General features: G+C 62.5%; 6 protein-coding genes and 1 tRNA gene. 1 reads left to right on the forward strand and 6 read right to left on the reverse strand.

Annotation, left to right across the window (positions count from 1 at the left end; genetic code table 11):
* Window positions 1-72: 72 nt before the first annotated feature.
* Both gabT and gabD read right to left on the reverse strand, forming a co-directional pair.
* Window positions 73-1,353, reverse strand: a complete 1,281-nt coding sequence (gabT, locus tag M5C71_RS30070; protein WP_100942647.1) for a 4-aminobutyrate--2-oxoglutarate transaminase — start codon at window positions 1,351-1,353, stop codon at window positions 73-75.
* Window positions 1,354-1,527: 174 nt separating this feature from the next.
* Window positions 1,528-2,970 carry an NADP-dependent succinate-semialdehyde dehydrogenase gene (gene gabD / locus M5C71_RS30075; RefSeq protein ID WP_100942648.1) on the reverse strand — a complete coding sequence of 481 codons (1,443 nt, stop codon included), beginning with the start codon at window positions 2,968-2,970 and terminating at the stop codon, window positions 1,528-1,530.
* A 434-nt stretch (window positions 2,971-3,404) separates the two neighbouring features.
* Between gabD and M5C71_RS30080 the strand changes: the two genes are divergently transcribed.
* A tRNA-Arg gene (locus M5C71_RS30080) sits at window positions 3,405-3,481 on the forward strand.
* A 498-nt stretch (window positions 3,482-3,979) separates the two neighbouring features.
* Here the strand turns inward: M5C71_RS30080 and M5C71_RS30085 are convergent.
* The 4 genes from M5C71_RS30085 to pgaB form a co-directional block, all read right to left on the reverse strand.
* Entirely contained in the window at window positions 3,980-9,259 is a 5,280-nt protein-coding gene (locus tag M5C71_RS30085; protein WP_248769433.1) for a DUF6543 domain-containing protein, read from the reverse strand.
* Between the two features lie 101 nt (window positions 9,260-9,360).
* On the reverse strand, window positions 9,361-9,864 hold the full coding sequence (gene pgaD, locus M5C71_RS30090; protein WP_248745483.1) for a poly-beta-1,6-N-acetyl-D-glucosamine biosynthesis protein PgaD: 504 nt from the start codon (window positions 9,862-9,864) through the stop codon (window positions 9,361-9,363).
* Window positions 9,861-11,216, reverse strand: a complete 1,356-nt coding sequence (gene pgaC, locus M5C71_RS30095) for a poly-beta-1,6-N-acetyl-D-glucosamine synthase (RefSeq protein ID WP_248769434.1) — start codon at window positions 11,214-11,216, stop codon at window positions 9,861-9,863. Before pgaC ends, pgaD begins: the two co-directional genes overlap by 4 nt.
* 3 nt (window positions 11,217-11,219) lie before the next feature.
* A complete protein-coding gene (gene pgaB, locus M5C71_RS30100) occupies window positions 11,220-13,217 on the reverse strand; it encodes a poly-beta-1,6-N-acetyl-D-glucosamine N-deacetylase PgaB (protein ID WP_248769435.1) in 1,998 nt (665 codons plus the stop codon).
* Window positions 13,218-13,228: the final 11 nt, after the last annotated feature.

A 13,228-nucleotide genomic window follows, 5' to 3' on the forward strand; every position in this document is an offset into this window, starting at 1 on the left:
AAAGCCACTCTTGCGATCTCATAAAACAAAAAAACCCGCCGGAGCGGGTCTTTTTGTCTATCGCGTCACAACTCAGGCGAGTTCGGCGAAGCACTCTTCGATGATTGCCAGGCCTTTGTCCAACTGCTCGTCCGGCGAGGTCAGTGGAACCAGTACGCGCAATACGTTGCCGTAGGTACCGCAGGACAGCAGGATCAGACCCTTGTCACGGGCCTTGGCCACGACCTGGGCCACAGCCGCTGCGTTCGGCTTGTGGCTGTCGCCGCCTTCGAACAGCTCGACCGCGATCATCGCGCCCAGGGCACGCACTTCACCGATCACCGGGTACTTGGCCTGAATCGCTTTCAGACCGGTCACCAGGCGCTCGCCGACCGCTTTGCAGCGATCCAGCAGGTGCTCTTCCTCGAACACTTCCATCACGGCCAGGGCCGCGGCGCAAGCAATCGGGCTACCGGCGTAGGTGCCGCCCAGGCCGCCGGGAGCGATGGCGTCCATGTATTCGGCCTTGCCGCAGACACCGGCCAGCGGGAAGCCGCCGGCGATGGATTTGGCGAAGGTGGTCAGGTCGGCGGCAACGCCCATCTGTTCCATGGCGAAGAAGGTACCGGTACGACCGGCGCCGGTTTGCACTTCGTCGGCGATCAGCAGGATGCCGTGCTGGTCGCACAGGGCACGCAGGCGCTTCATGAATTCTTTTGGCGCGACGTAGAAACCGCCTTCGCCCTGGACCGGCTCGATGATGATCGCAGCGATATCACGTGGCTCGGCATCGTTCTTGAAGATGCGTTCGATGCTGGCGATGGAGTCGTCGATGCTCACGCCATGCAGTTCGTTCGGGTACAGCGCGCGGAAGATGCCACCAGGCATCAGGCCCATGCCGGCCGAGTAAGGCACGACTTTACCGGTCAGGCCCAGGGTCATCATGGTGCGACCGTGGTAGGCACCGGTAAAGGCGATCACGCCGGCGCGGCCAGTGGCGGCACGGGCGATTTTCACGGCGTTTTCCACGGCTTCGGAACCGGTGGTGACCAGCAGGGTTTTCTTGGCGAAATCACCCGGAACCTTGGCGTTGATTTTTTCGCACAGCTCTACGTAGGGTTCGTAGGCCAGGACCTGGAAGCAGGTGTGAGTCAGCTTGTTCAACTGCTCGGTCACGGCGGCGATGATTTTCGGGTGCAGGTGACCGGTGTTCAGCACGGCGATACCGCCGGCGAAGTCGATGAACTCACGACCTTCGACGTCGGTCACGGTGGCGTTCTTCGCGTGGTCGGCGAAGATCGGATGGATCTGGCCGACGCCGCGGGGTACAGCGGCTTCGCGGCGTTTCATCAGGGATGCGTTGGTCTTGCTCATGGTGTCCTCATTCACCGCTCATCGGGCGGCGTGGTTCAAGGATGACGCGGCAGGGAGGCACTGCACCAGCATACGATGATCGACTGGTACAGCGTTCCGGCCACACTGAAGTGTCGTTTGAAACGCGACAGGAGCAGCGCTCTCGTGCCCCTCTCGCTGAACCACCTGACCGGGTTAGATGCCCAGGCAGAGATATTTGATTTCCAGGTAGTCTTCGATGCCGTACTTGGAGCCTTCACGGCCCAGGCCCGAGGCCTTGATGCCGCCGAACGGCGCGACTTCGTTGGAGATCAGCCCGGTGTTGACACCGACCATGCCGTATTCCAGGGCCTCGGCCACACGGAACACACGGCCCAGGTCACGGGCGTAGAAGTAGGAAGCCAGGCCGAACTCGGTGTCGTTGGACATCGCGATCACTTCGGCTTCGTCCTTGAAGCGGAACAGCGGCGCCAATGGACCGAAGGTTTCTTCCTTGGCCACGGCGGCGTCCTTGGAGACGTTGACCAGGATGGTCGGCTCAAAGAAGTTGCCTTCGATGGACTTGCCGCCGGCCAGCAGGGTCGCGCCTTTGCTCAGGGCGTCGGCGATGTGTTCCTGGACCTTGGCCACCGCCTTCTCGTCGATCAGCGGGCCGGTGGTGGTGCCTTCGTCCAGACCGTTGCCGATCTTGAGTTTGGCGACCGCCACTTTCAGCTTCTCGGCGAACGCGTCGTAGACCGAATCCTGGATGTACAAGCGGTTGGCGCAGACGCAGGTCTGGCCGTTGTTGCGGTACTTGGAAATGATCGCGCCTTCGACGGCCTTATCCAGGTCCGCGTCGTCGAACACGATAAATGGCGCGTTGCCGCCCAGTTCCAGGGAAACCTTCTTGATGTCCTTGGCGCATTCGGCCATCAGTTGGCGACCGATCTCGGTCGAGCCGGTGAAGGACAGTTTGCGCACGATCGGGTTGCTGGTCAGCTCGCTGCCGATATCGCCGGCACTGCCGGAAACCACGCTGAACACGCCTTTCGGGATACCGGCACGCTGGGCCAGTTCGGCCAGGGCGAAGGCCGAGAACGGGGTTTGCGAAGCGGGCTTGAGCACCATGGTGCAACCGGCGGCCAGGGCCGGGCCGGCTTTACGGGTGATCATCGCGGCCGGGAAGTTCCACGGGGTGATGGCGGCGGTGACACCGATCGGCTGCTTGATCACGATCAGGCGCTTGTCCGGCTGGTGGCCGGGAATCACATCACCGTAGATGCGCTTGGCTTCTTCGGCGAACCATTCGATGAAGGAAGCGGCGTAGACGATTTCGCCCTTGGCTTCGGCCAATGGCTTGCCTTGTTCGAGGGTCATCAGGCGGGCCAGGTCGTCCTGGTTCTCGATGATCAGCTCGTACCAGCGACGCAGTTTGTTCGCACGCTCTTTGGCGGTCAGGGCACGCCAGGCCGGCAGGGCCTTGTCAGCGGCTTCGATGGCGCGACGGGTTTCGGCGGCGCCCATCTTCGGCACGGTCCCCAGGATTTCGCCCGTGGCCGGGTTGTTGACCTTGATCGTCTGACCATTGTCCGCATCGACCCAAGCCCCGTCGATATAGGCTTGCTGGCGGAACAACTGGGTGTCTTTGAGCTGCATGTAGGCTTTCCTTAACAGCACCGCGCTGATGCGCAGCGAATTATTGATTGTAGAAAGGCGCCTTGGAGGCTGCCGTCAGGAAATTCATTCACCGGGCCGAAGCACATAAATAGCGCACATGAGATTGCCGTGCGGTTCAGCACCCAGACAAGAGCGTTTGAAATCTCAAACGAATCCTAGGATCAATGGGGGTAAAGGACAATAGTCTGTTCGAAAAAAAGAACGAAAATGGCGCTTTTGCCGGGTTTTTCTGATCAACGTGAAGTCAGGGCCTTCGCGATGTCCCTGGAAATCGCGAAGGCGGCGATTACCAGACGGACTGCTCGAACCGAGGCGGGCCGGGGCCATGAGCGCGGAAAACCGAAGAAGAGAATTTCCCGACAAAACCTGAATGGACGCCCCGAGCCGACATGGGTATGATGTCGCCCGCATAAGCACCAGTAGCTCAGCTGGATAGAGTACTGCCCTCCGAAGGCAGGGGTCGTGGGTTCGAATCCCGCCTGGTGCACCATCTGCAAACAAAAATGCCTCGAATCGTTGATTCGGGGCATTTTTGTTTGCAGGTCCGGTTCTGACCGAGGCAGCCACTAAATCAGGCCCTCCGATATCGCACCGAAGCACAGTCGGAAATCAAACCTTACTGATAGTCCGCCGCAGGCCCGCTCCCTCGGGCTGTTCGTCTAAAGACATACCTTCCGGTCAAATGAGCGCTTTTTCCCAGCTCCCTGAATCTACTGGGTTTTAAGGCTTTCCTCGGTGACTCTGGGCACTTCAGTCAAATGGCCGTCAAAGGACTTCCCAAGCTTGTCCCACCTCGAACTTAACCTGGAGGGTATGGGGGTCGACCACTACTGGCAGCGGCATGCCGGTAAGCAGAAAAATCCAGGCAATAAAAAACCCCTGAGCAGTCTCAGCACCAAAGCGCATCAACCGAGAGGGGCCGTGTTAAGGACGATTATAAAGGCTAAAGCCCTCCCGGCAACAACCATGGCCGCAGCCCTCTGACCCCCTAGACCACCCGAGTAAAATACACCGTGACCTGCCCGGTATCCCCCGAGCGCTGCAGCCCCGCGATCAGCTTCACCAGGCGCCCCTGCTCCATGGCCTCCTTGACCGGCTTGAGCAGCGCGCGCTGACCCAGCGGCCTCAAATCGAAATGTCGGTTGAACCAGCCATCCGTCAACTGTCGGGGGCCCCCTTGGTAGCGGGTCATGGGTATCGAACGCTTGTCGGTCCATTTGAGCATGATGTAGTAGAGATGCTCCGAGTTCGGGTGAGTACAGAACAGGTTGACCGTATTGAAGGACTGGGATTTCGGGACCTCGGTCACGACAAAGCCATGACGATGCAAGATGTCGATCACGGCGTTCTCGCTGTTCGAGGCCAACTCGGCAATACGGGCCGCCCCCCTGGCGTCGAAAAGCCGGGGATTAACGGCCTGGGGCGGATCGAAGTCCAACCGGGAAAAGCCCCCTGTATCGGCCGCACCACCGATGCGCAGGTAAGTCTGTCCCAGGGGCCGGGCATCGAGTTCGCGCAGCAGCACATCCATGCGCACGCCCCGCGAGCTCCAGGCTTCCTGCGTGCGTTTGAGCGCGACCATCCGGGTCGCCGTGGCCGACGAATACTCCATATCGGTTCGCTCGATCAACCGACGGGCCGTCTTGCGCAGGCTCACCGGCGTCATGCCCGCCAGGGGTTGCGCCAGGGACTGCTCCAGAGGCTCGTTGAACAAGGCGGAACGTACTGTCCAGCTCTGGCTGCGCGGATCAAAAGTAGCCGGTACCGGCTGTTCGTCCAGGCGCGTCCACCAAAGGTTGAAGTCGGCCTCGGCATGGGCAGACAACGGAACGGGACGTTTCAGAAAAACAATATCGGGGTGAACCCCGGAACCATCGGGAAGCAGTTCGAAATAACGATCATCGATCTTCAGCAGTCGAACGTGTTCAGCCCCCCGCCGTGCATACAGCCCCCGGCTCGCCGACAACTCCACGACCTGGTCGCTTTCCAGGACCAATCCCCGGGTCTTCCAATCCACGGGCAACACGGCCGGCCGGCGGGTCATCCATTCCAGTTGCAGCACGGGCGCACCGGCGGACTCCGGCAACGCAGGCCGCGTCCAGGGTTGCCACATCGCGCGACTGGGACCCGGCTGCGGCTCGGGCGCATCGGCGCGCAACAGGTGTTCGCCCGGCTCGCGGATATACAGAATCAGCTCATTGTCCTGTACGGCGGTTTTCTTCAAGCGCAAGGCACTCTCGCCCTTCGGCCGGTAGACCTCATAGCTGGTGCTGCCGTCGGTGATGAACTGCACCCCGTTTTTCGCATAGCTGCCGGCATTGGCCGGACCGTGCAGGGCCACCGCATCGTCGGGGGGCATCTTCGCGTCATAGCCGGGGAGCAGGGGCTTGGGTTTTGGGGCAACCTTCGTTTTCAGGGCTATCGCGCCTTTGTGAGACAGGCTCTGCCGACGATCAAGGGTCCGTAAGGCCGCACGCGACCAGCCCCCATGACCGACCCGTAACGGCCGGGAAGCCACGCCGGCGCCCTTGCTCAACGGGTAGAAGGTCAGCACGGCATCGACCAACGTCATATGTGCCGCCTTGAAAAGCTCGAGGGCATCGCGCGGATCACCGCTGCGGTGAAATCGACGCAACGCCACGGCCGTCTCCCGGACATTGACCCCAATACTGACGACGGGCACCACCGACAACACCCTGAGCCAGTAGGCCGAGCGCTGTTCGCGTTCATGCAACTCGCGCAGCTGGGATAATTGTCGAGCCGAGTTCGAGACTGTCCGGGCCCGTTGCTGCGCCCGCAGGACAAAGGCATGCGCCAGCACCAACGACAGGTCCCAGCGTTGGGTTTTCCTGAGCCGCAACCAGCGTCCGGGATTTTCGGCGATTTCGCGCCTGATCTCCTTTTCCAACGCCGCGGAATCCGGCACGGGTTGCTCCGGCTCGCTCGTCCACCAGCTCTTGATGGCCTTGAACAGCAAAGTGGGTTTGACCATGGCAATCGGACCTGCCCCCAAAGGCGTCAGGCCGATTGGCCGCCGATCATCGCGCGCAGGCGCCAGGAGCCTTGAGCGCAGCGCCTCCGGGTCTTGCTCGGCGGGATAAGCCTCGATGACTTCTGCCTCCCAACCGGCCGCCAGCCTTTGCACAATATCCGCCACCCGCTGCGGCGCCCGCTCGATATTGACCAGTGCCCGTTGCGCCGTCGCCAGGTCGGTGTACTCGGTCAGTACCTGCTCATGGGGAGCGCCCGGCAAATAGATGAGCGTTCTTGCAGAAACCTTGTCGTGGATGGCCACGGCATTGCCCACATGCCGAGCCCAGGCAAAACCCCGGCCGGCGAAGGTGACAAAGTGCAATTCGAGTTCAAGGTACTCGGTGCGCAGGTCGGCGGCAGACTCCGCATTCAGGGCCCTCTCGAAAGTCTCGGCGGCCCAGTCGCTGAGCCCCTGTTGCCGAGCGCTGAACAATTCCATTCGGGCCCGCTGCCTGACCAGCCGATACAACAGCACCTGATCGAACGCCCGTAGCGGTTCGACCCCGGGATTATCGACGCCGTAAAAAGCCCGCTGGATCAGGGTGTCGTAGTGGCCGCCAAGATCGAGTGCCGAAATCGTCGCCATCAGATAATCCGGCGTCAGTCGCTGTTGCCAGGTGCGATCCAGTATTCGTCCATGCTGCAACCGACGTTTGGTCGCGGGCGCTTGCGGATCGAGGTTTTCCAGGGCCAGGCGCAAGAAGCTGTAGGTCGTGCGCCCCTCGCTGACCACCGTCTTCGGACCCGCCTCGCCCACCGTGCGTTCAGGATGCCCGGCCCACACCCGCTCGACGCTGTCGGGAAGGTCGAACAGCGGCTTGTCGATATCCAGTTCCGGGTAAAAACCATCGCGCTTGAGCTGTTCGATGATGCTCTCCCGGGCAAAGTCGTCCAGGTCCGGTAGCTGGCGTTTCAGCTTGAGCTCCAGGGCATGCATATTTCTCTGATAGCGGGCCAACAGTCGCGCGTACTGCTGGCGGATCGCGCGGGTCGCCGTGGGCAGCCAGTCGGGAAGGCCTTGCGCCTGCTTCGCACCGAGCCGCAGCAGCGCAATATTGTCCAACGCGCGCTCGCGGGCATCGTGGTCCGGCACGCCCAGATTCTCCTCCAGCTCATGGGCCAGCAGTTGCAGGGAACTGCGGGCGTCGCCGATTTCCGAGAACGGCCGCAAGCCGTCCTCGATCAACCGGCAGACCCGCAGGTGATCCTGGATCTGTTGCTGGAGTCCCTGTTGCAGGGCATCCCCTTCAATCGCTTGATAGTGGATGGGAATCCGCTCACCGCCGGGCCTCCCTCGCACCCAGCGACGTGCCTCGCCACGCCGGTCCCGGGCAATCAACGGCCAGAGACTTTCGCACTCCGGACTACGCAAGCTGACGTCCAACTGTTGCGAAAGGCCGTCTAGGGTCAGGAAGCGTTGCAGTCCGCCCAGCCGCCCCGGCACAAACAGCAGTGCCGATACGCTCGAGCGCGGATCGGCCAGCGCCGCTCGGGTACTGATGACGCAAGCGCCCGTCAGCGACCACCCTGAGTCAAGCGGCCCCAGGCTGATCGCGACGACTTCTGTCTCATTGCCCATATGCACGTCCGCCAACGCCTGTGGCAGCACATCAAGCACCCGCGCCAGTTCCTCCTGATCAATCATCCCGAGCTGATGCTGCATCTTCGCCTCGTGCAACAGTCCCTGCCAGCGCCCCTTGAGCAACTTGTCTGGAAGATCGTCCCCCGCCCGATCCCGGGTGTTCCAGAATTCGGACTGGCCGTATCGGTCCCTGCCCTGAAACAGGCCCTGGACATAAACCAGCTGTTGTCGCCAAAGGGCGTGGCGTGTCAACAACTCGCTATAGGCCAGCGTGTCGCGTCCGGGGTCCTGTTCATCGAGCAGCTTGAGGAGACCAAGCTCCTGCTGCCGAACCTTGCCCTGGCGCAGGTGCACGGGAAGATCAGCGTCCAGGCTGCCGAAGCTGATTTCCAGCCTCCGACGACGCTCATCATGTCGAAGCCTTTGTGCAAGCATCGTCCTCAGGGGCGGCAAGCCGGTCAGCGCCGTGCGCGACTCCTGCATGGCGTCCACCGCCTGCAGCGGCGTCAGGCGCCCGACATCGACCACCCCATCGGGCAGCATATACGCCCTGTTGAGCAACAACGCGGCGGCCCACTCGTTGGCCAACTGGGTATCCAGCCGGCTCAGGGCGCTGTGGGCCAGGGCATCGCCGCCAAGCTCGGCCCCCTCCTGGAAACGGTAAGCCAGGGCTGGGCCATCCGGTTGGGGGAACAACTGATGGCGCTCTTGCAGCGCAAGCAACTGCCAGGGCCGATAATTCCCCGGCTCGTTGAACAGCGCCGCGAGCCGGTGTTGCATCTCGGCGTGGCTGGCAAACTCGAAAAACTCCTCCAACACCCCAGGCACGAAAATCAGCTGCCTCCCCCGCTCGGCGCTACCGGAACCCCTCAGGTGCAAAGCGCCGCTCAAGACCACCGTTGCCGCCCCCTTTCCCGGCCAGACCAGCTCCGACACCCTGAGTCGCCCCCAGCGACCGCCGGCAAGCGCCCGCGCTTGCGGGGTCGGTGCGTCCAGCAGGCCCATCAGCATGTTGAATCCGGCAGCGGACAAGGCATCAGTGCCATAGGCCAACAGGGCCTTGTCGTGAAACTGCAGCTTGTGCAGCTCGATCAGGCGCTCGCGTCGTGACAGAGGGCTATCGCACGCCGGCTCATGCCAATAGCCGCGCAGGGCCGTGTCGAAACGGGAAGACAACCCCAAGCGCTTCAGACGTGCCAGCACCTGCTCCGGGTCCAGTGCCAAAAGCCTCTCCGGTTCGTCAGCCAGACTCAGGCGCACGGCATGACCCGGTACCAGGGACAGGAACGGATTGCGCAACAGCGACATGGCCACCTGCGCCAGGGTCCGCGCCGTTTGGCCGTCGCCGGAATGCAACGGCGGGGCGAACACCAGTTGGTGCGGATCGTGTCCGAAGGCCTCGGTCAGGATCTGCTTGAGCAACGCACCGATCCGCGGCGCTTGCGCGAAGAGCTTCCAGAGCTGGTGCTGGCTATCGTGCCCACGCACCAGCGCCGCCTGGAGCCGATTGAGCAACAGGCTGGGGCGTTGCGCGGTCGCGATACGTTCGCCGAGTTTTTCAGCGAGGCGCTCCAGGGTGGCGCCACGGGGATCGGGTAAAACCGCTACCGGCTCGACGGCCTCCCCGGGAGGGTCCGCTACGGAGGTTTTCATAGGATTTCCCTTGTTCCATGGAAAAAGGGAAAAGCGTAGAGCGCGAAACGACGTCCCCGTGCACTAGATAGTTAAGGTTCGGGCCTCACCGCGAACCGGCGCTACAGCGACGGGCGACTGCCGTCATCCTCCGATGGCAGCTGGATGATCGCAGGCGCGGCCAGCGGCTGTTCCTGCGGCTCAACGCGATACAGCGGCGTAATCACTTCAAGCACCCCACCATGCTCATCGTGATGCACGATCATCGTCGCCGACTGGCGCATCCGCGCGAAGTTGTCCTCGCTGAGCTTGAAACTGCGGCTCAAGCCCTCATCCCCGACCACCGGCGCGGGCAAACGGCGCCGACTGAAACCACGGCTCTTGCGCTGCTGATAACGCGCCCAGGCAATCAATACCGCCGCATTCAAGAGGCCGACCCACAGATAAACCTCCAGGGTATTGACGGCGTCGAAGAACGAGATATCGATCCGCGGCCCCGTATGCCCGTCGAACAATGGTATCAACCCCTGGATCAACAGGTACCACAGCCCGACCCAGGCCAGCACGGTCAGGACCACATCCACCAGCACCATGAACGGCCGCTGGCGGGTTCTGATGATTTTCATGACCGCACCTTCTGCTTGTCGTCATCGACGGGCTTGATCCCCCGGTCCGGACTGACCCAGCGCGCCCGCTTGCCGCTCTGGCGGAACAGCACCTGGGGAAAGCTGACCAGGGTGGTGAAGAAGCTGATGAACCAGAACACCAGTGGATACCAGACCACCCAGAACATGATTTTCCACAGGTCTTTTTCGTAGCGGCGGTCGATCAGCACGCTGACCGCGAACTGCCCCAGGCAGACCATTGCCAGCAGCAACCCGGTAAAGGCCGGCGGCACGATGCGGTGCACGGCAATCGAGGCCGGCATTTCGATAAACAGCCCCATGCAGTAGAAGACAATCGACAACAGCAGGGTGAAGGCCCAGCCGGTCGACAGACAGTACTCGAACAACAGCGGCCACAGGTAACGATGGTTCCACTGCCAGATGCCCCGGATGTTCTTGAACAGGACCTCCGCGCCGCCCCGGGCCCAGCGCAACCGCTGTTTCCACAGCCCACGCAGGGTCTCCGGCATGAGGATCCAGCACAGCGCCCGCGGCTCGTAGAAAATGCTCCAGTGATCCAGTTGCAGCTTCCAGCTGATATCGATGTCTTCGGTGATCATGTCCGGGCTCCAGTAGCCCACCCGGTCCAGCGCCGTACGGCGGAAGGCGCAGATCACCCCGGAGATGGTGAAAATCCGCCCGAAGACCCGCTGCGTGCGCTTGATCAAACCGATGATCGAGGAAAATTCACCGACCTGGACCAGTCCGACCAGGGTCGAGCGGGTGCGGATCCGCGGATTGCCGGTGACGGCGCCGAGGCGCACGTTCTGCAACAGCGGCGCCACCAGGTAGGCCGCCGTGTGCGGTGCCAGCAAGGCGTCGCCGTCGATGCACACCAGGTACTCGCTGCGGGCCGCCACGGCGCCCATGCGCAGGGCCACCGCCTTGCCCTGGTTCTGCGCCAGATGAATCACCCGCAAACGTGAGTCGAGCAGTGCCAGGCTGTCGAGCAACGGGCCGGTGTTGTCGCTGGAACCATCATTGATGGCGATCACTTCGATGTTCGGGTAATGCTGGGCCAGCGCGGCCTCGATGGTCTCGGCAACATTGTCCCCTTCGTTGAAGCAAGGGATCAGGATCGAGATCAGCGGCTCACCCGCCAGCGCCGGGGGCAAGGTATCGGCTTCCCAGGGCCAGTGGCGTTCCCAGTGCAGCCAGAAGTACAAACCGCCGGCCATCCACAAACCCGACATGAACAACGGGTAGAAAAATACGAAGTCCATCAGGAATTGCCCGGTGACCAGAAAAATCACGCCGAGGGGAAACCCCAGGACGAGCGCCAGGACGACCAGAGCCAGGATTCGATCCATCATGATCTAGGGATTCCACTTGTTGGAAAGTGCCGGGCGCACGGCCTGCACAGCCGGGCGGCCATCCAGGAAGTTGTCCGGGTAATAACCAAAACTGCTGGCGCCCTGGCGCTTGAGTCGTCCCATCCACTCAGCCAGGAGTTCACCGTCGAGGTCCGTCGCCGGCTTCTGCCGCCAGTCCCGGGCCTGCAACTCGAACACCGTGCGATCCAGCGCGCCCGGGCGTTGCTTGACCCTGCCGACCAGGCCCTCCAGCCAGTCGCCCGCCTGTTTCTCGCTCTGCCCTTCCATCAGCGGCATGGCCATGGGCACGGTCCAGTCGTAGCTGGCGAGGAAGTCGTCGAGGTTCTGGGCGAACCAGGTTTCACTCTGAGGATCGATCACCGGTTCCGTGAACAGGTTGCGCGCGGTCTGTACCTGCGGGCCGCGAATGGCGCGGACCCTCGCGGTGAGTTCGGCGGTGAAATCGATCAGGTAACGGCTCTTGAACCGCGTCCAGCGTTGCAGTGTCGCCGGATCGCCGCGCAGGGCGCCGAGGGTGCCCGGCAGGCCGTTGGCGGCGTAGGTCCGTAGTGCTTGCGGGCTGGCATCCTCGAAGTCGGACAACACGGCATCGTCGTGGTAGAGAATGCCGTCGACCGAGGTCAGCCGGGCCACGTCTTCGTAGATCTCACCAATGATCCGCCGTACGTTCGGGTCGAACGGCGACAGGCGCTTGTATTGTTTCGGGTCCACCGAGACCTGCCCGCTGGCCGGGTCCCAACGCGTCACCCGGGGGAGCTTTTCATCCAGGGCAAAACTCAGCACCGGCATCCAGGCGAAGACCTTGACGTGGGCCCGGGTGTGCAGTTGCCAGGCAACGCGATTGAACAGGTCGGCGCGCATCGGCAGATGGCGGTTGGGGAAGTACAGCGAACGCGCCAGGCCGTCCCCCGCCGGATCGGCGAACGCTTGCAGAAACACGGTATTGGCGCCCATATCCGCCACGTGCTGGACCAGCATGCCGAGGTTGGCTTCCTGCTGGGCCGGGTTCGGGTCGTAGACATTATCCAGGTCGACATGCACCACGCGCATTGGCAAACGGTTCTGCACCGCGACAACAGCGCTGGCGTAGTGCGCCCCATCCGGGTCCGCCGCCACCAGCAGGCGCGGGCTGTTCATCAGTTGGTCGAGGCTGTCGATACCGTCGTCCAGGGTCAGCGCGATCTGGTAGCCCTGCTCCTTGATGACTTTCAACGCAGTGCCATCGGCGGTGCCGTAAGGCCAGATCCAGACCCGCGGCGAATAACCGGTGGCCGCACGAATCTTCGCCGAGATGGCCAGCACATCCGCGCGCGTGCGAGCCTCGAAATCGGCCTCGCTTTCATAACGACCGGTCGCCGTATCGTAACGCCGGGTCGCCGCCGCCGGTTGCAGGTTGCCCTGGGGATTGGCGAGCATGCCGTGGTGGTTGGCGTTGGTGTGCGCAACGATTTCCACCAGTCCCGAGGATGCTACTTCCTTGATCTGCGCCCAGTTCAGAAACATGGAGCGCGGGCGCATGTCACCGGCAAAATCCACCGGTTTATCCGCCGGGGTATCCATCCAGACGCCGACCGGGGCCAGCAAGGCCGGCCATTGATAGCTCCTGAGCAGCGGCATCACGCGGGTGTAGAAACTCGCGTAACCGTCATCGAAGGTCAGCAGAATCGCCCTTGGCGGTAACTCGGGCCCACCCTTGCGCGCCGCCAGGATCTGGTCCACGGTCACCGGCCGATAGCCATTCTCCCTGAGCCACGCCAGTTGCTCGAGCAAGCGTTCGGTGCGCACGGCAACCACCGCCTGGTCCGGGTCGCGGTCCTCAATGTCATGGTAGGTCAGGCTGAGAAAATGATTTTTCGGCCAGGGCGCTTCATTGATCGGCACGCTACGCTGCGCGGGCGCGACAAATTCGACCGGCTTCTGGGCACAGGCACCGATCAGCAAGGCTCCCAGCAACAGGATGCAACGCGTGATCCAAGGCATCATCATCCCCT

It is taken from the genome of Pseudomonas sp. MWU12-2345 (genome assembly GCF_023242385.1).
GTDB lineage: Bacteria > Pseudomonadota > Gammaproteobacteria > Pseudomonadales > Pseudomonadaceae > Aquipseudomonas > Aquipseudomonas gingeri_D.

Coding starts and splice junctions, on each gene's coding strand:
- gabT (WP_100942647.1), bottom strand. CDS start 1,353: ATGAGCAAGACCAACGCATCCCTGATGAAACGCCGCGAAGCCGCTGTA.
- gabD (WP_100942648.1), bottom strand. CDS start 2,970: ATGCAGCTCAAAGACACCCAGTTGTTCCGCCAGCAAGCCTATATCGAC.
- M5C71_RS30085 (WP_248769433.1), bottom strand. CDS start 9,259: ATGAAAACCTCCGTAGCGGACCCTCCCGGGGAGGCCGTCGAGCCGGTA.
- pgaD (WP_248745483.1), bottom strand. CDS start 9,864: ATGAAAATCATCAGAACCCGCCAGCGGCCGTTCATGGTGCTGGTGGAT.
- pgaC (WP_248769434.1), bottom strand. CDS start 11,216: ATGATGGATCGAATCCTGGCTCTGGTCGTCCTGGCGCTCGTCCTGGGG.
- pgaB (WP_248769435.1), bottom strand. CDS start 13,217: ATGCCTTGGATCACGCGTTGCATCCTGTTGCTGGGAGCCTTGCTGATC.